General features: G+C 53.0%; 15 protein-coding genes, 4 tRNA genes, 3 rRNA genes and 1 riboswitch. Of the genes, 18 read left to right on the top strand and 4 right to left on the bottom strand.

Going from position 1 to position 19,824, the window contains the following annotated elements; translation table 11 throughout:
• Positions 1-111: 111 nt before the first annotated feature.
• The gene (gene oxyR, locus HV340_RS22520) at positions 112-1,029 is read left to right on the top strand and encodes a DNA-binding transcriptional regulator OxyR (RefSeq protein ID WP_014172176.1); all 918 of its coding nucleotides are present in this window, start codon (positions 112-114) and stop codon (positions 1,027-1,029) included.
• On the opposite strand, the gene sthA is transcribed toward oxyR, so the two are convergent.
• Complete coding sequence (gene sthA / locus HV340_RS22515; protein WP_014172175.1) at positions 1,012-2,412, bottom strand: Si-specific NAD(P)(+) transhydrogenase; 1,401 nt, start codon at positions 2,410-2,412, stop codon at positions 1,012-1,014. The genes oxyR and sthA overlap by 18 nt on opposite strands.
• Positions 2,413-2,608: 196 nt before the next feature.
• On the opposite strand from sthA, the gene fabR reads away from it, so the two are divergent.
• Positions 2,609-3,247 (top strand): HTH-type transcriptional repressor FabR, encoded by a 639-nt coding sequence (gene fabR / locus HV340_RS22510; RefSeq protein ID WP_008501784.1) that lies wholly within the window; start codon positions 2,609-2,611, stop codon positions 3,245-3,247.
• A 9-nt stretch (positions 3,248-3,256) separates the two neighbouring features.
• Positions 3,257-3,616 (top strand): YijD family membrane protein, encoded by a 360-nt coding sequence (locus HV340_RS22505; RefSeq protein ID WP_020883939.1) that lies wholly within the window; start codon positions 3,257-3,259, stop codon positions 3,614-3,616.
• 41 nt (positions 3,617-3,657) lie between these two features.
• Here the strand turns inward: HV340_RS22505 and trmA are convergent, their stop codons facing one another.
• Entirely contained in the window at positions 3,658-4,758 is a 1,101-nt protein-coding gene (trmA, locus tag HV340_RS22500) for a tRNA (uridine(54)-C5)-methyltransferase TrmA (protein WP_059305936.1), read from the bottom strand.
• A gap of 104 nt (positions 4,759-4,862) precedes the next feature.
• A riboswitch (cobalamin riboswitch) is annotated at positions 4,863-5,039 on the top strand.
• A 65-nt stretch (positions 5,040-5,104) separates the two neighbouring features.
• Here trmA and btuB point away from each other — a divergent pair.
• From btuB to HV340_RS22455, 9 genes are all read left to right on the top strand, one after another.
• Positions 5,105-6,955, top strand: a complete 1,851-nt coding sequence (btuB, locus tag HV340_RS22495; RefSeq protein ID WP_059305937.1) for a TonB-dependent vitamin B12 receptor BtuB — start codon at positions 5,105-5,107, stop codon at positions 6,953-6,955.
• A complete protein-coding gene (gene murI, locus HV340_RS22490) occupies positions 6,900-7,751 on the top strand; it encodes a glutamate racemase (RefSeq protein ID WP_181216234.1) in 852 nt (283 codons plus the stop codon). The genes btuB and murI overlap by 56 nt, the downstream gene beginning before the upstream one ends.
• Positions 7,752-8,134: 383 nt before the next feature.
• A 16S ribosomal RNA gene (locus HV340_RS22485) occupies positions 8,135-9,674 on the top strand.
• A 70-nt stretch (positions 9,675-9,744) separates the two neighbouring features.
• Positions 9,745-9,821: transfer RNA gene (locus tag HV340_RS22480), tRNA-Ile, on the top strand.
• A 38-nt stretch (positions 9,822-9,859) separates the two neighbouring features.
• Positions 9,860-9,935: transfer RNA gene (locus HV340_RS22475), tRNA-Ala, on the top strand.
• 180 nt (positions 9,936-10,115) lie between these two features.
• Positions 10,116-13,022, top strand: a 23S ribosomal RNA gene (locus HV340_RS22470).
• Positions 13,023-13,086: 64 nt separating this feature from the next.
• Positions 13,087-13,202, top strand: a 5S ribosomal RNA gene (gene rrf, locus HV340_RS22465).
• The 16S, 23S and 5S rRNA genes sit together here with 4 tRNA genes alongside, the layout of an rRNA operon.
• A 55-nt stretch (positions 13,203-13,257) precedes the next feature.
• Positions 13,258-13,334, top strand: a tRNA-Asp gene (locus tag HV340_RS22460).
• Positions 13,335-13,387: 53 nt separating this feature from the next.
• Positions 13,388-13,463: transfer RNA gene (locus HV340_RS22455), tRNA-Trp, on the top strand.
• Positions 13,464-13,560: 97 nt separating this feature from the next.
• On the opposite strand, the gene hdfR is transcribed toward HV340_RS22455, so the two are convergent.
• On the bottom strand, positions 13,561-14,382 hold the full coding sequence (gene hdfR / locus HV340_RS22450) for an HTH-type transcriptional regulator HdfR (RefSeq protein WP_014172169.1): 822 nt from the start codon (positions 14,380-14,382) through the stop codon (positions 13,561-13,563).
• 118 nt (positions 14,383-14,500) lie between these two features.
• Between hdfR and HV340_RS22445 the strand changes: the two genes are divergently transcribed.
• A complete protein-coding gene (locus HV340_RS22445; protein WP_014172168.1) occupies positions 14,501-14,839 on the top strand; it encodes a DUF413 domain-containing protein in 339 nt (112 codons plus the stop codon).
• A 27-nt stretch (positions 14,840-14,866) separates the two neighbouring features.
• On the opposite strand, the gene HV340_RS22440 is transcribed toward HV340_RS22445, so the two are convergent.
• On the bottom strand, positions 14,867-16,387 hold the full coding sequence (locus tag HV340_RS22440) for a YifB family Mg chelatase-like AAA ATPase (protein WP_049023041.1): 1,521 nt from the start codon (positions 16,385-16,387) through the stop codon (positions 14,867-14,869).
• 339 nt (positions 16,388-16,726) lie between these two features.
• On the opposite strand from HV340_RS22440, the gene ilvL reads away from it, so the two are divergent.
• From ilvL to ilvE, 5 genes are all read left to right on the top strand, one after another.
• A complete protein-coding gene (gene ilvL / locus HV340_RS22435) occupies positions 16,727-16,825 on the top strand; it encodes an ilv operon leader peptide (RefSeq protein WP_001311244.1) in 99 nt (32 codons plus the stop codon).
• A gap of 86 nt (positions 16,826-16,911) precedes the next feature.
• Positions 16,912-16,962: a peptide IlvX gene (ilvX, locus tag HV340_RS22430; RefSeq protein ID WP_102046757.1), complete on the top strand. Its 51-nt coding sequence runs from the start codon at positions 16,912-16,914 to the stop codon at positions 16,960-16,962.
• A 2-nt stretch (positions 16,963-16,964) separates the two neighbouring features.
• On the top strand, positions 16,965-18,611 hold the full coding sequence (gene ilvG / locus HV340_RS22425; RefSeq protein WP_047954816.1) for an acetolactate synthase 2 catalytic subunit: 1,647 nt from the start codon (positions 16,965-16,967) through the stop codon (positions 18,609-18,611).
• Positions 18,608-18,871 (top strand): acetolactate synthase 2 small subunit, encoded by a 264-nt coding sequence (gene ilvM / locus HV340_RS22420; RefSeq protein ID WP_014172166.1) that lies wholly within the window; start codon positions 18,608-18,610, stop codon positions 18,869-18,871. The genes ilvG and ilvM overlap by 4 nt, the downstream gene beginning before the upstream one ends.
• Positions 18,872-18,889: 18 nt before the next feature.
• Positions 18,890-19,819: a branched-chain-amino-acid transaminase gene (gene ilvE, locus HV340_RS22415; RefSeq protein WP_025202772.1), complete on the top strand. Its 930-nt coding sequence runs from the start codon at positions 18,890-18,892 to the stop codon at positions 19,817-19,819.
• The last annotated feature ends 5 nt before the right edge of the window (positions 19,820-19,824 follow it).

The raw sequence follows: 19,824 nt of genomic DNA, 5'->3' as shown, positions 1-19,824 counted from the left end.
CGTGCCGCCTCGTCTATGTGGTGTATTATTCAACAGAATGCTTGATAGGGATAATCGTTCGTTGCTATGCTATCTATCGCCATGAACTATCGTGGCGACGGAGGATGAATAATGAATATTCGTGATCTTGAATACCTGGTAGCGCTAGCCGAGCACCGCCATTTTCGCCGCGCGGCAGATTCCTGCCACGTCAGCCAGCCTACCCTGAGCGGCCAGATCCGCAAGCTGGAAGACGAGCTGGGCGTGATGCTGCTGGAGCGCACCAGTCGTAAGGTACTGTTCACCCAGGCAGGTCTGCTGCTGGTGGATCAGGCGCGCACCGTGCTGCGCGAGGTCAAAGTGCTCAAGGAAATGGCAAGCCAGCAGGGGGAGGCGATGTCCGGCCCGTTGCATATTGGCCTGATCCCAACCGTTGGCCCGTACCTGTTGCCGCACATCATTCCAATGCTGCATCAGACGTTCCCGAAACTCGAAATGTATCTGCATGAAGCGCAAACCCATCAGCTGCTGGCGCAGTTAGACAGCGGCAAGCTCGACTGTGCCATTCTGGCGCTGGTCAAAGAGAGCGAAGCTTTTATTGAAGTGCCGCTGTTTGATGAGCCCATGATGCTGGCGATCTATGAAGATCACCCGTGGGCGAACCGCGATCGTGTGCCGATGGCCGATCTGGCCGGTGAAAAACTGCTGATGCTGGAAGATGGTCACTGCCTGCGCGATCAGGCGATGGGCTTCTGCTTCGAAGCGGGTGCTGACGAGGATACCCATTTCCGCGCAACCAGCCTTGAAACGCTGCGGAATATGGTGGCGGCGGGCAGTGGGATCACATTGCTGCCGGCACTGGCCGTGCCGCGCGAACGTAAACGTGACGGCGTGGTTTATCTGCCATGCATTAAACCAGAGCCACGTCGTACCATTGGTCTGGTTTATCGTCCGGGTTCACCGCTGCGCAGCCGCTATGAGCAGCTGGCAGAGGCCATCCGTGGTTCGATGGATGGCCATTTTGACAATGCGTTAAAACAGGCGGTTTAAGCCGTTCAGTGCCGCGACCCGATAGGCTTCCGCCATGGTCGGGTAGTTGAAGGTGGTGTTAACGAAGTACTCGATGGTGTTACCACCACCTTTTTGCTCCATGATCGCCTGGCCGATATGAATAATCTCCGCCGCGCGTTCACCGAAGCAGTGAATACCGAGGATCTCTTTCGTCTCGCGATGGAACAGGATCTTCAGCGTACCCACGCTCATTCCCACGATTTGCGCCCTCGCCAGATGTTTAAACTGTGCGCGACCCACCTCGTAAGGCACCTTCATTGACGTCAGCTGCTGCTCGGTTTTCCCGACGGAGCTGATTTCCGGGATGGTATAAATACCTGTCGGAATATCTTCGATCAGATGTGCCGTCGCTTCGCCTTTCACCAGCGCCTGCGCCGCGATGCGTCCCTGATCGTATGCTGCAGAAGCCAGGCTTGGATAACCGATAACATCACCGACAGCATACACATGCGGCAGGGCTGTCTGGTACATGCTGTTCACTTTCAGCTGACCGCGGCTGTCGGTTTCGAGCCCGATATTTTCCAGAGCCAGAGAATCGGTGTTACCGGTACGGCCGTTGGCGTACAGCAGGCAGTCTGCTTTCAGCTTCTTGCCCGATTTCAGATGCATGATCACACCGTCGTCGCAGCCTTCAATTTTCTCGTACTCTTCGTTGTGGCGAATCACCACGCCGCTGTTCCAGAAGTGGTAAGAGAGCGAGTCTGACATTTCCTGATCGAGGAAGGCCAGCAGGCGGTCGCGGGTGTTGATCAGATCAACTTTCACGTCCATACCCCGGAAGATCGACGCATATTCGCAGCCAATCACCCCTGCGCCATAGATAATCACATGACGGGGTTCGTGGTGCAGGCTCAGGATGGAGTCGCTGTCGTAAATGCGCGGGTGGGAGAAGTCCACGTCTGCCGGATGGTACGGGCGTGAACCACAGGCGATGACAAATTTTTCCGCCGTGATGGTTTCGACCGACCCGTCGTGGCATTCGAGTGCCAGAGTGTGTTCATCAACAAAGTGCGCATTGCCCTGCAAAATTTCACAGTGGTTACGCTCATAAAACCCCTGGCGCATCCGTGTCTGCTGGTTAATAACGGTATCCGCATGATTCAGGATGTCAGCAAAGGAGGAACGAAGAAGTCGGGAGTGGTCGCTGTAAAGAGGGTTCTGGTTAAATTCAATAATGCGGCTAACGGCATGGCGGAGGGCTTTGGAAGGGATGGTGCCCCAATGGGTGCAACCGCCGCCAACGTTATGGTAGCGCTCTATCACCGCTACTCTGGCTCCCTGTTTCACCAGCCCCATAGCAGCGCCTTCGCCGCCGGGGCCGGAACCTATCACAATTGCGTCGTAATCGTAGGAATGTGGCATGGTAAGGCTTACCTGTTCTTATACATAAAAGCAACAGAATCATAACATCATTGCCCGAGTAACCCAATTATCGTTGTGCTTTTTTCCGGCAGTGGAGCACAAACCGTACGTAAACAATCATTCACAAAGCCAGGCAAACAGATTAATTTTATTCTCTGGTATAGTGCTATCAGGCCTTTGGAAGGATTCAACTATCGTGATGGGCGTAAGAGCACAACAAAAAGAGAAAACCCGGCGTTCGCTGGTGGAAGCCGCATTCAGTCAACTGAGTGCCGAGCGTAGTTTTGCCAGTTTAAGCCTGCGTGAAGTTGCGCGCGAGGCCGGGATTGCGCCAACGTCCTTCTATCGTCATTTCCGTGATGTGGATGAACTGGGTCTGACCATGGTCGACGAGAGCGGTCTGATGCTGCGTCAGCTTATGCGCCAGGCGCGGCAGCGTATCGCTAAAGGGGGGAGCGTGATCCGCACCTCTGTGTCGACCTTTATGGAATTTATTGGCAATAACCCCAACGCGTTTCGCCTGCTGTTGCGGGAACGTTCCGGAACATCAGCCGCGTTCCGTGCCGCTGTGGCGCGTGAAATTCAGCATTTTATCGCGGAACTTGCCGACTATCTTGAACTCGAAAACCATATGCCGCGTGCGTTCACTGAAGCACAGGCTGAGGCGATGGTGACGATTGTTTTCAGCGCGGGTGCCGAAGCGCTGGATGTCAGCATCGAACAACGCAAGCAGCTCGAAGAGCGACTGGTATTACAGCTCAGGATGATCTCCAAAGGCGCGTACTACTGGTATCGCCGTGAACAAGAGAAACTGGCACATCAAACCGAAGAGTGAAGGTGAGTAATGAAACAGTCAGGTCAGGATAAGGGTACGCTGTTGCTGGCATTGATCGCTGGCTTATCAATTAATGGCACGTTTGCGGCTGTGTTCAGCTCGATCGTTCCATTTTCTATTTTCCCGCTCATTGCGCTGGTGCTGACGGTGTACTGTCTGCATCAGCGTTACCTGAACCGCACCATGCCGGTCGGGTTGCCTGGGCTGGCCGCGGCCTGCTTTATTCTTGGCGTGTTGCTGTATAGCACCGTGGTGCGTGCAGAGTATCCGGATATCGGTTCTAACTTCCTGCCGGCGGTACTTTCTGTGGCACTGGTGTTCTGGATTGGCTCGCGCATGCGTAGCCGCAAGCACGAGCTGCCGGAGTAAGAGAGTGGGGTTGCAGGCAGGTTGACCTGCCTGCCATCACGTTACTTCGCGGTAAGAAGTACGCCGCACTCCATATGGTGCGTATACGGGAACTGATCGAAGAGAGCCAGACGTTCAACATTGTGCGTCTGGCTTAATGTTTCGAGATTCTTGCACAGCGTTTCCGGGTTACAGGATATGTACAAAATACGCGGGTACGCCTGCACCATCTTCTCGGTTTCGCTGTCCAGGCCACTGCGCGGCGGATCGACAAAAATCGTCTCGCACTGGTAGCTCTTCAGATCGATCCCCTCCAGGCGATTAAACTGGCGTACGCCATTCATGGCCTGCGTGAACTCTTCTGCAGACATACGAATGATCTGCACATTGTCGATGTGATTGGCGGCAATGTTGTACTGTGCAGCGGCAACGGACGGCTTGGCAATCTCCGTCGCCAGGACGCGCTCAAAGTTACGTGCCAGCGCCAGGGAGAAGTTGCCGTTCCCGCAGTACAGCTCTAGCAGATCGCCCTTTGACCCTTCGGTCGCCTTCAGCGCCCAGTCCAGCATCTGTACGTTCATTGCTGCGTTTGGCTGGGTAAAGCTGTTCTCAACCTGGCGGTACACCATCTCTTTTCCCGCCACCGACAGACGTTCGTCGATGAAATCCTGATCCAGCATGATTTTGGTTTTTGTCGCACGACCAATCAGGTGAACGTTGATGTTCTGCGCGCGCAGGGCATCGCGCAGCGCTTCTGCCTGCTCGCGCCATTCGTCATTCAGCGCTTTGTGATACAGCAGAGAGACAATCGCCTGGTTGCTTTGTGTGGTCAGATAATCAATCTGGAACAGCTTGTGGCGCAGCACAGGATTGTTGCGTACGCCGTCGATCATCAGCGTCATGAGCTGGTTGATGAGTTCACTCGCCGCCAGGAAGCTGTCGACCCGAATGCGGGACTTCGTCTGCTGATCAAAAATGATGTGGTACAGGTCGTCACCGTCGTGCCAGATGCGGAACTCCGCACGCATGCGGTAGTGGCTAACGGGCGAGCGGAACACCTCAGGAACGGGCGCGTTGAAAGGCGTCATCATACTTTGCAGGCGGACAACTTTCTCTGCCAGCTGTGCGTCGTACTGTTCTGTTGGGAGGTGTTCGGGGGTCATGATGCGTCCTGAGTGATAAAGAATTACGCGGGGATTGTAGGGATTGTGCAGTGGATGTCCAGATTTAATGGCCAATAGCTATCTGGACATCTATACGTGTCTAATTGTAGCATTCTGTTTCCGGTCTCCTGAGAGTGAAAAGGGAATCCAGTGAAAATCTGGAGCTGACGCGCAGCGGTAAAGACTGGCGGGATGAGAATTGTAGACACTGTGAAAATGGGAAGTCTTCATCCGCAAAACGCCACCTAGCCCGAAGACCTGCCGGGATCACGTCGCATTTGGTTTCGTCATCGCGTGCTATAGATGAAGCCTGCGGCATCCTTCTTATATTGTGGATGCTTTAACAATGATTAAAAAAGTATCGCTGTTGACGGCGTTGTCCGTCACGGCATTTTCGGGCTGGGCGCAGGATAGCGCCGACTCGTTGGTGGTGACAGCAAACCGTTTTGAGCAACCTGTTAATACCGTTCTTGCACCAACGTCTGTGGTGACGCGCGAGGATATTGATCGCTGGCAGGCAAAGAGTGTTGTTGAAGTGATGTCGCGTTTACCCGGGGTAGATATCGCGCAAAGTGGCGGCCTGGGCGCAACCTCTTCAACATTTATTCGCGGTACGGAATCCCGCCATGTTCTGGTGTTGATTGATGGTATTCCTCTAAACAATGCAGGGATCAGCAATGTTCCTGACCTTAGCCAAATTCCAACATCGCTGATTCAACGCATCGAATATATTCGCGGTCCGCGTTCTGCGCTGTATGGCTCTGACGCGATTGGTGGCGTGATTAATATCATCACAGGGCGAGATAAACCGGGTGCAGAAATTTCTGCAGGCGTAGGTTCTAAGGGGTATCAGACCTATGATGGTTCTTTCCAGCAAGTACTGGAAAAAACCAAAATCACCATGGCGGGTAATTACACTTATACCCGTGGTTTCGATATCGGTGCGAAAGATGCTCCGCGTCAACCGGATCGTGACGGTTTTATGAGTAAGTCACTTTACGGTTCTGTGGAACAGCAAATTACCGATAGCGTAAGTGGTTTTTTCCGCGGCTTTGGTTACGACAATCGCACTGCGTATGACGGCTATGACCATTACGATGCTAACTTTAACGTTGATGGACGACCGGATACGCGCCAACTCTACAGTCAAAACTGGGATACGGGCCTGCGCTACAGTCAGGGGATATTTAAATCGCAGTTGGCCATAGGTTATGGTCGCAGCAAAGATCAGAACTATGACCCGAAGAAAGGGCGTTATTCAGATTCCGCAACGACGGACGATGTGAAGCAGTACACCACACAGTGGTTAAATTCCCTTGAAGTAGGTCATGGTAATATAGGTGCGGGCCTGGACTGGCAGAAACAAAAAACTCAGGCTGGTTCTAGTACTATGGATAACGGCTATGAGCAGCGCAATACGGGCGTCTTCCTCTCGGCGATGCAGCAATTTGATAGCCTCACGCTAGAAGCTGCGGCACGTAACGATGATAACTCGAATTTTGGCAATCATGCTACGTGGCAAACCAGTGCTGCGTGGGAGTTTATCGATGGTTACCGGATTATTGGTTCATATGGCACGGCTTATAAAGCACCGACAATGAGCCAGATTCACAGTGAGAAATATGGCAATCCTGACCTTAAGCCTGAAGAGAGTAAACAGTGGGAAGGGGGCTTTGAAGGTTTGACGGGGCCGGTTAACTGGCGCGTAACAGGTTATCGTAACGACATTGATAACCTCATTGGCTACGACGCAAACTACCGTTACTACAATGTGGACGAAGCCCGTATCAAAGGCATTGAAGCCACGGCGCAGTTTGAAACAGGTCCGATAGGGCACCAGATTTCCTATGACTATGTTGACCCACGTAACACCAAAACCAATGAAGTTCTGGCTCGCCGTTCTAAGCAACAGGTTAAGTATCAGCTTGATTGGCAGGTATGGGATCTTGACTGGAACGTTTCCTATCGTTATTTGGGTACACGCTATGACGTTGCGGTCGATCCCAATACCTATTCTACAGAACGTGTGAAAATGGGCGGCGTAAGCCTGTGGGATGTCGCAGTTTCATATCCTGTCACCTCTCACCTTACAGTTCGTGGTAAAATAGCCAACCTGTTCGATAAAGATTACGAGACAGTTTATGGCTACCAAACTGCAGGACGGGAATACACCTTGTCTGGCAGCTACACCTTCTAATCCGCGTCCCACCGTGCTGGTATTTGATTCCGGTGTCGGTGGGCTTTCGGTCTATGATGAGATCCGACATCTCCTGCCGGATCTCCATTACATTTACGCCTTTGATAACGTCGCGTTCCCGTATGGGGAAAAGAGTGAAGACTTTATTGTTGAGCGTGTGGTTGAAATCGTCAGCGCGGTACAAAAGCGTTATCCCCTCTCGCTGGCGGTCATCGCCTGTAACACGGCCAGTACAGTATCGCTTCCTGCATTGCGCGAAAAATTCCAGTTCGCGGTTGTGGGCGTTGTTCCTGCAATAAAGCCTGCCGCGCGTCTGACGGCAAACGGCATTGTTGGTTTACTGGCAACGCGAGGCACGGTGAAGCGACCTTATACGCGCGAGTTAATCGACCGCTTTGCCAACGAATGCCAGATTGCGATGCTCGGTTCGGCGGAACTGGTCGAGATCGCCGAAGCGAAGCTACACGGAAAGGCAGTGCCGCTCGAAGAGTTGCGCCGTATTCTCCGCCCGTGGCTGCGGATGCCGGAGCCACCGGACACCGTTGTGCTGGGGTGTACCCATTTCCCTCTATTACAGGAAGAGTTATTAGAAGTTCTGCCTGAGGGCACGCGGCTGGTGGATTCGGGGGCGGCTATAGCCCGACGTACGGCCTGGTTGCTGGAACATGAAGCCCCGGATGCAAAATCTGCCGATGCAAACATCGCTTTTTGTATGGCCATCACTAACGAGACCGAGCAACTTTTGCCCGTTTTACGCCGTTATGGCTTTGAAACGCTCGAAAAACTGGCGCTGTAGCACGATTTTGAGCAAAAAAGAGACGGTTGAACGTTTTTTTTAAAAGAGGGGTTGTCAACGTCTGAGAACTCCCTATAATGCGCCTCCACTGACACGGAACAACGGCTTACAAGCCGCCGGGTTAGCGGGGTTCAGAGATGAACACCAACAGAGAAAAGCAAAAATAAATGCTTGACTCTGAATGAGGAAAACGTAATATACGTGACCTCGCGACGGTGAGCTGTAAGCCGCGTCGCAACTGCTCTTTAACAATTTATCAGACAATCTGTGTGGGCACTCAAAGTGACATGGATTCTTAACGTCCTCGGACGAAAAATGAATACCAAGTCTCTGAGTGAACATACGTAATTCATTACGAAGTTTAATTCACGAGCATCAAACTTAAATTGAAGAGTTTGATCATGGCTCAGATTGAACGCTGGCGGCAGGCCTAACACATGCAAGTCGAACGGTAGCACAGAGAGCTTGCTCTCGGGTGACGAGTGGCGGACGGGTGAGTAATGTCTGGGAAACTGCCTGATGGAGGGGGATAACTACTGGAAACGGTAGCTAATACCGCATAACGTCGCAAGACCAAAGAGGGGGACCTTCGGGCCTCTTGCCATCAGATGTGCCCAGATGGGATTAGCTAGTAGGTGGGGTAACGGCTCACCTAGGCGACGATCCCTAGCTGGTCTGAGAGGATGACCAGCCACACTGGAACTGAGACACGGTCCAGACTCCTACGGGAGGCAGCAGTGGGGAATATTGCACAATGGGCGCAAGCCTGATGCAGCCATGCCGCGTGTATGAAGAAGGCCTTCGGGTTGTAAAGTACTTTCAGCGGGGAGGAAGGTGTTGCGGTTAATAACCGCAGCAATTGACGTTACCCGCAGAAGAAGCACCGGCTAACTCCGTGCCAGCAGCCGCGGTAATACGGAGGGTGCAAGCGTTAATCGGAATTACTGGGCGTAAAGCGCACGCAGGCGGTCTGTCAAGTCGGATGTGAAATCCCCGGGCTCAACCTGGGAACTGCATTCGAAACTGGCAGGCTAGAGTCTTGTAGAGGGGGGTAGAATTCCAGGTGTAGCGGTGAAATGCGTAGAGATCTGGAGGAATACCGGTGGCGAAGGCGGCCCCCTGGACAAAGACTGACGCTCAGGTGCGAAAGCGTGGGGAGCAAACAGGATTAGATACCCTGGTAGTCCACGCCGTAAACGATGTCGACTTGGAGGTTGTGCCCTTGAGGCGTGGCTTCCGGAGCTAACGCGTTAAGTCGACCGCCTGGGGAGTACGGCCGCAAGGTTAAAACTCAAATGAATTGACGGGGGCCCGCACAAGCGGTGGAGCATGTGGTTTAATTCGATGCAACGCGAAGAACCTTACCTACTCTTGACATCCAGAGAACTTTCCAGAGATGGATTGGTGCCTTCGGGAACTCTGAGACAGGTGCTGCATGGCTGTCGTCAGCTCGTGTTGTGAAATGTTGGGTTAAGTCCCGCAACGAGCGCAACCCTTATCCTTTGTTGCCAGCGGTCCGGCCGGGAACTCAAAGGAGACTGCCAGTGATAAACTGGAGGAAGGTGGGGATGACGTCAAGTCATCATGGCCCTTACGAGTAGGGCTACACACGTGCTACAATGGCGCATACAAAGAGAAGCGAACTCGCGAGAGCAAGCGGACCTCATAAAGTGCGTCGTAGTCCGGATTGGAGTCTGCAACTCGACTCCATGAAGTCGGAATCGCTAGTAATCGTAGATCAGAATGCTACGGTGAATACGTTCCCGGGCCTTGTACACACCGCCCGTCACACCATGGGAGTGGGTTGCAAAAGAAGTAGGTAGCTTAACCTTCGGGAGGGCGCTTACCACTTTGTGATTCATGACTGGGGTGAAGTCGTAACAAGGTAACCGTAGGGGAACCTGCGGTTGGATCACCTCCTTACCTTAAAGAACCTGCCTTTGTAGTGCTCACACAGATTGTCTGATGAAAAACAGCAGTAAAAAACCTCTACAGGCTTGTAGCTCAGGTGGTTAGAGCGCACCCCTGATAAGGGTGAGGTCGGTGGTTCAAGTCCACTCAGGCCTACCAAATCTGTCATGCAGATTTGAAGAGGTTGGTCATACGATGGGGCTATAGCTCAGCTGGGAGAGCGCCTGCTTTGCACGCAGGAGGTCTGCGGTTCGATCCCGCATAGCTCCACCATCTTTTACTGCGAAAACAAGAAAACTTCAGAGTGAACCTGAAAAGGTGCACTGCGAAGTTTTGCTCTTTAAAAATCTGGATCAAGCTGAAAATTGAAACGACACACAGTTAATGTGTGTTCGAGTCTCTCAAATTTTCGCAAACCGGTGATGAATCGAAAGAAACATCTTCGGGTTGTGAGGTTAAGCGACTAAGCGTACACGGTGGATGCCCTGGCAGTCAGAGGCGATGAAGGACGTGCTAATCTGCGAAAAGCGCCGGCGAGGTGATATGAACCTTTGACCCGGCGATGTCCGAATGGGGAAACCCAGTGTGTTCCGACACACTATCGTTAACTGAATACATAGGTTAACGAGGCGAACCGGGGGAACTGAAACATCTAAGTACCCCGAGGAAAAGAAATCAACCGAGATTCCCCCAGTAGCGGCGAGCGAACGGGGAGCAGCCCAGAGTCTGAATCAGCTTGTGTGTTAGTGGAAGCGTCTGGAAAGTCGCACGGTACAGGGTGACAGTCCCGTACACGAAAGCACACAGGTTGTGAACTCGAAGAGTAGGGCGGGACACGTGGTATCCTGTCTGAATATGGGGGGACCATCCTCCAAGGCTAAATACTCCTGACTGACCGATAGTGAACCAGTACCGTGAGGGAAAGGCGAAAAGAACCCCGGCGAGGGGAGTGAAAAAGAACCTGAAACCGTGTACGTACAAGCAGTGGGAGCCTCTTTTATGGGGTGACTGCGTACCTTTTGTATAATGGGTCAGCGACTTATATTCTGTAGCAAGGTTAACCGTATAGGGGAGCCGAAGGGAAACCGAGTCTTAACTGGGCGTTAAGTTGCAGGGTATAGACCCGAAACCCGGTGATCTAGCCATGGGCAGGTTGAAGGTTGGGTAACACTAACTGGAGGACCGAACCGACTAATGTTGAAAAATTAGCGGATGACTTGTGGCTGGGGGTGAAAGGCCAATCAAACCGGGAGATAGCTGGTTCTCCCCGAAAGCTATTTAGGTAGCGCCTCGTGAACTCATCTTCGGGGGTAGAGCACTGTTTCGGCTAGGGGGCCATCCCGGCTTACCAACCCGATGCAAACTACGAATACCGAAGAATGTTATCACGGGAGACACACGGCGGGTGCTAACGTCCGTCGTGAAGAGGGAAACAACCCAGACCGCCAGCTAAGGTCCCAAAGTCATGGTTAAGTGGGAAACGATGTGGGAAGGCACAGACAGCCAGGATGTTGGCTTAGAAGCAGCCATCATTTAAAGAAAGCGTAATAGCTCACTGGTCGAGTCGGCCTGCGCGGAAGATGTAACGGGGCTAAACCATGCACCGAAGCTGCGGCAGCGACGCTTATGCGTTGTTGGGTAGGGGAGCGTTCTGTAAGCCGTTGAAGGTGTCCTGTGAGGGGTGCTGGAGGTATCAGAAGTGCGAATGCTGACATAAGTAACGATAAAGCGGGTGAAAAGCCCGCTCGCCGGAAGACCAAGGGTTCCTGTCCAACGTTAATCGGGGCAGGGTGAGTCGACCCCTAAGGCGAGGCCGAAAGGCGTAGTCGATGGGAAACAGGTTAATATTCCTGTACTTGGTGTTACTGCGAAGGGGGGACGGAGAAGGCTATGTTAGCCGGGCGACGGTTGTCCCGGTTTAAGCATGTAGGCGGAACGATTAGGTAAATCCGGTCGTTTATTAACGCTGAGGTGTGATGACGAGGCACTACGGTGCTGAAGTAACAAATGCCCTGCTTCCAGGAAAAGCCTCTAAGCATCAGGTAACACGAAATCGTACCCCAAACCGACACAGGTGGTCAGGTAGAGAATACCAAGGCGCTTGAGAGAACTCGGGTGAAGGAACTAGGCAAAATGGTGCCGTAACTTCGGGAGAAGGCACGCTGATATGTAGGTGAAGCCCCTGCGGGTGGAGCTGAAATCAGTCGAAGATACCAGCTGGCTGCAACTGTTTATTAAAAACACAGCACTGTGCAAACACGAAAGTGGACGTATACGGTGTGACGCCTGCCCGGTGCCGGAAGGTTAATTGATGGGGTTAGCGGTAACGCGAAGCTCTTGATCGAAGCCCCGGTAAACGGCGGCCGTAACTATAACGGTCCTAAGGTAGCGAAATTCCTTGTCGGGTAAGTTCCGACCTGCACGAATGGCGTAATGATGGCCAGGCTGTCTCCACCCGAGACTCAGTGAAATTGAACTCGCTGTGAAGATGCAGTGTACCCGCGGCAAGACGGAAAGACCCCGTGAACCTTTACTATAGCTTGACACTGAACACTGGTCCTTGATGTGTAGGATAGGTGGGAGGCTTTGAAGCGTGGACGCCAGTCTGCGTGGAGCCAACCTTGAAATACCACCCTTTAATGGCTGGTGTTCTAACGTAGACCCGTAATCCGGGTTGCGGACAGTGTCTGGTGGGTAGTTTGACTGGGGCGGTCTCCTCCCAAAGAGTAACGGAGGAGCACGAAGGTTAGCTAATCCTGGTCGGACATCAGGAGGTTAGTGCAATGGCATAAGCTAGCTTGACTGCGAGAGTGACGGCTCGAGCAGGTGCGAAAGCAGGTCATAGTGATCCGGTGGTTCTGAATGGAAGGGCCATCGCTCAACGGATAAAAGGTACTCCGGGGATAACAGGCTGATACCGCCCAAGAGTTCATATCGACGGCGGTGTTTGGCACCTCGATGTCGGCTCATCACATCCTGGGGCTGAAGTAGGTCCCAAGGGTATGGCTGTTCGCCATTTAAAGTGGTACGCGAGCTGGGTTTAGAACGTCGTGAGACAGTTCGGTCCCTATCTGCCGTGGGCGCTGGAGAATTGAGGGGGGCTGCTCCTAGTACGAGAGGACCGGAGTGGACGCATCACTGGTGTTCGGGTTGTCATGCCAATGGCACTGCCCGGTAGCTAAATGCGGAAGAGATAAGTGCTGAAAGCATCTAAGCACGAAACTTGCCCCGAGATGAGTTCTCCCTGAGACTTTAAGTCTCCTGAAGGAACGTTGAAGACTACGACGTTGATAGGTCGGGTGTGTAAGCGCAGCGATGCGTTGAGCTAACCGATACTAATGAACCGTGAGGCTTAACCTTACAACGCCGAAGATGTTTTGGCGTGAGAGAGACGATTTTCAGCTGATACAGATTACAGAATTTGCCTGGCGGCTTTAGCGCGGTGGTCCCACCTGACCCCATGCCGAACTCAGAAGTGAAACGCCGTAGCGCCGATGGTAGTGTGGGGTCTCCCCATGTGAGAGTAGGGAACTGCCAGGCATCAAATTACGTAGTAAGCCGGTGCATAAATCCGGTGGTTACAGCAGTCTTCGGTGGAGCGGTAGTTCAGTCGGTTAGAATACCTGCCTGTCACGCAGGGGGTCGCGGGTTCGAGTCCCGTCCGTTCCGCCACTTATTAAGACATTAAGCCTGCCTACCCGGCAGGCTTAATGGCAAAAGACTTTAGGGGCGTAGCTCAGTTGGTAGAGCACCGGTCTCCAAAACCGGGTGTCGCGAGTTCGAGTCTCTCCGCCCCTGCCATATATAATCCTTTGCTTCGGCAAAGGATTTTTTTTTGCCTGAAAGACGCCAGTCCCCTCTTCAGACGTTGCAGCCAGCATTTCTGCTGGCGCATGCATCAATCCATAATGTTGATTTTTAGAAGATCTTTTATCTGCGATTGCTTATCGCTGTTCTGGAGCCAGATGGCATACAGCGGTCTGGAAAGCGTGGTGGAGTCCACAACGGTATGCAACCCGGGTTTCGTGTCTGCCCAGCGAACAGGTAACCAGGTGCACCCCTTCAGCAAGGAGAGCTGCTGACAGGCGATCTCCGCAGAGCTGGTTGTTAACTGTGGCACATCATCCGGAGCAATCAATCCCGCCTCGTGTTGCTGGAAATCTGGCCCCCACTCCAGACGCAGATAGGTCAGGTCGGCTTTCATCATTGAAGGCTCGGAGGCATAAAGCGCAAGGCCAAACTGGCCAACAATCTGGCTGCTAAATTCGTCCATTTTGGGGGCTTCGGTCGTGATCAGAAGATCCAGCTGGCGCTCGTGCAGTTGCTTAACGAGCGACTGACGTTGCGCAATCCGCGCTTCAAATTGCAAATGGTTGTGGGAAGGGTAGAGCCGGGTAAGCCACTGACTGAGCATACATTCCCACAACGATGCGCTGGCCCCAATGGAGAACTCGTTATGCCTCGAGGTGTGCGCAACCTCTTTTCGTGCCGCCTGCCAGGTGTTCATCAGGGTCTCTGCATACGGCAGCAGTTTTTCACCGGCTGGCGTGAGGCGTATGTTGTTGCGGTGGCGGGTAAAAAGGTTCACACCCAGTTGATTTTCCAGCTGTCGAATACGAAAACTGACCGCTGACTGCGTCAGGTAAAGGGCTTCCGCTGCTCGCCCAAAGTGGCGCGTTCTGCTCACTTCCAGGAAAGTTTTTAGCAATTCCGTATCCACATCTTTCTCCGCAAAATAATTTGTCGTTATGATTTAAATGTTTTGTTTTACACTCTGTCAAGCGTAACTAATACTCCGCGCCATAAATAGCTCGGCCAAAGAATTAGGAGCGTGTAGGATGGCGGAAAGCTTTACGACGACTAATCGTTTTTTCGACAATAAAAATTATCCACGCGGGTTCTCTCGTCACGGCGATTTCACCATCAAAGAGGCGCAGATGCTTGAGCGTCATGGTTATGCCTTTAACGAGCTGGATCTGGGTAAACGTGAGCCTGCAACTGAAGACGAAAAACAGTTTGTCGCAGTCTGCCGTGGCGAGCGTGAGCCACAGTCTGAAGCAGAACGTGTATGGATCAAGTATATGGCACGCATTAAGCGTCCAAAGCGTTTCCATACGCTGTCTGGCGGTAAGCCGCAGATGGAAGGTGCTGAAGACTACACTGAGTCTGACGACTAACAAGAAAAGGGGCTGTGGCCCCTTTTTTTATGCCAGTAACTTTTGCAGGTGCAGGAGTAAGCGATCGATCGCACGATAGCTTAACGCTTCCTGCAGATGCCGCCTCTCAATGTCAGGGCACTTTTCCACATCGGCGATGGTGCGGGCGACTTTTATAAGACGCTGCCATGCGCGAATGGAAAGTCCAAAGCGCGTCAACGTATCCTCCAGCCAGCATGAATCTTCAGTCTTAAGAGGACAAAACTGCCGAATCTCAGCGTTATCCAGACGGGCATTCAGCTTATGTTGACGCATATACTGCCGGGCCTGCGCGGCGATAACCCGCTCGCGAACCTCCACCGTACTCTCTCCTCTGGCGCTGCTCTGGCTGAGCAGGCCGGGAGGAGGCAAGGGGATTTCCAGCGACAAATCGAAACGATCCAGGAAAGGACCAGATAACTTCCCCAGGTAGCGCAGCGTCTGTTCAGGCGTGGAGCGATTGTGGTTTCCCTGATAATGGCCCGATGGGCTGGGGTTCATTGCCGCTACCAGCTGGAACCGCGCGGGATAGCTTATTTTGGCGCGTGCACGGGAGATATGGATCTCACCCGATTCGATGGGCTCCCTCAGCGCATCCAGAACACGGCGTTCAAATTCAGGCAGTTCATCCAGAAACAGGATGCCGTTGTGCGCCAGAGAGATCTCTCCCGGCCCTGGTATGGTGCCACCGCCGACCATGGCCGCCAGTGAGGCACTGTGGTGCGGAGAGCGAAACGGGCGACGTCGCCACTGTTTTTGCAATGACACTGAACTCACCAGACTAAATATCGCCGCGCTTTCCAGCGCTTCATGGTTATTAAGTGGAGGCAGTAAACCATTCAACCTGCTCGCCAGCATCGTTTTTCCTGTACCCGGTGGGCCAATCAACAACAGGTTATGTCCGCCGGCAGCGGTGATTTCCAGCGCCCGCTTCCCCTGCTCCTGGCCGTAAATATCGCTCAGATCGTCCGGGCTTTCTGCCAGGGGATCGCCTGATTCTTCCGGCTCTGACAGCACATGTTGCCCCTCAAGATACGCGCACACTTCCTGTAAATGCCCGGCTAGCAGACATCCTCTCTCGGCTATCAGGCTCACTTCTGCACCATTTTCATTGGCAACAATGATTTGTCGACCTGCGCGAATGGCCTCCAGCGCACCCGAGATGGCACCAGGAACGCCCCTCAGCGCGCCTGTGAGCGCCAGTTCACCGATGAACTCATATGCGCCTAGTCTGCTGCTGTTAAGCTGCTCAGAGGCGGCGAGGAGCGCTATAGCGATAGGTAAATCATATCGCCCTCCCTCTTTAGGCAAGTCTGCAGGCGCAAGGTTGATGGTGATTTTCTTTGCCGGAAAGGTATAACCGCTATTAATAATCGCACTGCGCACCCGATCTCTGGCTTCCTTTACCGTGGTCTCCGGCAATCCAACCAGCGTCAGCCCGGGCAGCCCGTTGCTGAGATGAACTTCTACCGAAATAAGCGGTGCTTTTACGCCAATGGCCGCTCGGGTATAAACAACTGACAGTGACATAAGCACCTCCTCAGGAGATGACTATGCCCGTGACCGATATGCATGTTTAGCAACATTTAGCGGATTTACGCATCCTCTTCCGAGGTTTTAACGTCAAGATGTAACCTTTTCTTTTCTGTGGAACCCTGCTCGCAAAAAAATGAACAGGCGACATGCCGCTCTGTCCGTGCTGAAAAAATGAAAAATATTCACTATCTAATTTCTTCATATAAAACAATACGTTCAGAAAATATGATTCGCAGACTAACGAAACCAGCCATAAATAAATCTTGTGTTTGATTTAAAAACTGTGATACCTCTTTAGGTATTCCTTCGAACAAGATGCAAAAAGAACTGAAAATGACAGCCCTTCTACGAGTGATTAGCCTGGTCGTGATTAGCGTGGTGGTGATTATTATCCCACCGTGCGGGGCTGCACTTGGACGAGGAAAGGCTTAGAAATCAAGCCTTAACGAACTAAGACCCCCGCACCGAAAGGTCCGGGGGTTTTTTTATGACTAAAAAACTTACACGAGGAGCAGAGAATGACTAATAGCACAAAATTCTGTTTCTCCCGATTTATGACGGGGAACTAACTATGAATGGTGCACAGTGGGTAGTACATGCGTTGCGCGCACAGGGAGTCGACACTGTCTTCGGTTATCCGGGGGGCGCAATAATGCCGATTTACGATGCATTGTATGACGGCGGCGTGGAACACCTCTTGTGCCGACACGAGCAGGGCGCTGCGATGGCCGCCATTGGCTATGCACGTGCCACCGGTAAAACCGGTGTCTGCATGGCAACCTCAGGGCCGGGCGCCACAAACCTGATCACCGGCCTGGCGGATGCACTGCTTGATTCCGTTCCCGTTGTCGCCATCACCGGTCAGGTGGCTTCTCCCCTCATTGGCACTGATGCCTTTCAGGAAGTGGACGTGCTCGGCTTGTCACTGGCCTGCACCAAACACAGCTTCCTCGTTCAGTCTCTGGAAGAGCTGCCGCGTGTGATGGCAGAGGCGTTTGAGGTGGCAAACTCTGGTCGCCCTGGACCGGTTCTGGTTGATATCCCGAAAGATATCCAGGTTGCTCTGGGCGATCTGGAACCGCACTTCTCCACCGTTGAAAGCGACGATGCATTCCCGCACGCCGCGGTGGAAGAGGCGCGGCAGATGATTGCCCACGCTAAACAACCGATGTTGTACGTAGGGGGTGGGGTTGGTATGGCACAGGCCGTTCCCGCCCTGCGCGAATTCATCGCGGTTACGCAAATGCCCGCCACCTGTACGTTGAAAGGTCTTGGCGCGGTAGATGCTGACTATCCGTACTATCTGGGCATGCTGGGGATGCACGGTACCAAAGCGGCGAACCTGGCCGTGCAGGCGTGTGACTTGCTGATCGCCGTAGGTGCCCGTTTTGATGATCGTGTCACCGGCAAGCTGAATACCTTCGCGCCGAATGCCAACGTGATCCACATGGATATCGACCCGGCGGAGATGAACAAACTGCGTCAGGCGCATGTGGCCCTGCAGGGCAATCTCAACACGTTATTACCGGCTTTACAGCAGCCTCTGAAAATCGACGCATGGCGTCAGCACACCGCCGATATGCGCGTTGAACATACCTGGCGTTACGACCATCCTGGTGACGCCATCTATGCGCCACTGCTGTTAAAGCAATTGTCCGACCGTAAACCGGCAGACTGTGTGGTCACGACGGATGTAGGCCAACACCAGATGTGGTCAGCGCAGCACATGACTTACACGCGCCCGGAAAACTTCATTACCTCCAGCGGCTTAGGGACGATGGGCTTCGGTCTCCCTGCCGCGGTAGGGGCGCAGGTTGCCCGCCCGAACGATACGGTTATCTGTATCTCCGGTGACGGCTCTTTCATGATGAACGTTCAGGAGCTGGGCACCGTTAAGCGCAAGCAGTTACCGTTGAAAATCGTCTTGCTCGATAACCAGCGTTTAGGAATGGTTCGTCAGTGGCAACAGCTGTTTTTCCAGGAACGCTATAGTGAGACTACCCTGACGGATAACCCCGATTTCCTCATTCTGGCCAGCGCCTTTGGTATCCCTGGCCAGCACATCACCCGTAAAGACCAGGTTGAAGCGGCACTCGACACCATGCTGTCAAGCGAAGGGCCGTACCTGCTTCATGTCTCAATCGACGAGCTTGAGAATGTCTGGCCGTTGGTACCGCCAGGTGCCAGTAACTCACAAATGCTGGAGAAATTATCATGATGCAACATCAGGTCGCCGTGCAGGCTCGCTTCAATCCAGAGACATTAGAACGCGTTTTGCGTGTGGTACGTCACCGTGGCTTTCAGATTTGCTCTATGAATATGGAGACGGCCACTGATGCTCAAAATATCAGTATCGAATTAACCGTTGCCAGCCCGCGGTCGGTCGACTTACTGTTTAGTCAGTTAACAAAACTGGTAGACGTTGCACATGTTGCCATCTGCCAGAGCACAACCACATCACAACAGATCCGTGCTTAAGCGCGACAGGAAGAGAAAATGACGACAAAAAAAGCTGATTACATTTGGTTCAATGGTGAGATGGTTCGCTGGGAGGACGCGAAAGTCCACGTTATGTCCCACGCGCTGCATTACGGTACCTCTGTCTTCGAAGGCATCCGTTGCTACGACTCACACAAAGGGCCAGTGGTGTTCCGTCATCGCGAACACATGCAGCGTCTGCATGACTCAGCCAAAATTTATCGTTTCCCGGTTTCTCAGAGCGTGGATGAGCTGATGGAAGCCTGCCGCGACGTGATTCGTAAGAACAACCTCACCAGTGCCTATATTCGTCCGCTGGTGTTTGTAGGTGATGTGGGCATGGGCGTGAACCCGCCAGCCGGTTATACCACCGATGTGATCATTGCTGCGTTCCCGTGGGGTGCTTATCTGGGGGCTGAAGCCCTGGAGCAGGGGATCGACGCAATGGTTTCTTCCTGGAACCGCGTGGCACCAAACACGATCCCGACGGCGGCAAAAGCGGGCGGTAACTACCTCTCCTCACTGCTGGTCGGTAGTGAAGCGCGCCGTCACGGTTATCAGGAAGGTATCGCGCTGGACGTGAATGGCTATATCTCTGAAGGTGCAGGTGAAAACCTGTTCGAAGTGAAAGACGGCATTCTGTTTACGCCGCCATTTACCTCTTCCGCTCTGCCGGGCATTACCCGTGACGCCATCATCAAGCTGGCAAAAGATTTGGGTATCGAAGTCCGTGAGCAGGTCCTGTCCCGCGAATCCCTGTACCTGGCCGATGAAGTGTTCATGTCCGGTACCGCGGCGGAAATTACGCCGGTTCGTAGCGTAGACGGTATTCAGGTTGGTGCTGGCCGCTGTGGTCCGGTCACCAAACGTATTCAGCAAGCCTTCTTTGGCCTCTTCACCGGTGAAACGGAAGATAAATACGGCTGGCTGGATCAGGTTAATCAATAAGCATA

It is taken from the genome of Enterobacter sp. RHBSTW-00975 (assembly GCF_013615235.1).
In the GTDB taxonomy this organism is placed as follows: Bacteria; Pseudomonadota; Gammaproteobacteria; order Enterobacterales; family Enterobacteriaceae; genus Enterobacter; species Enterobacter ludwigii.
The sequence above is the reverse complement of the archived record's forward strand: the minus strand, read 5'-3'. Positions and strand labels throughout refer to the sequence as shown.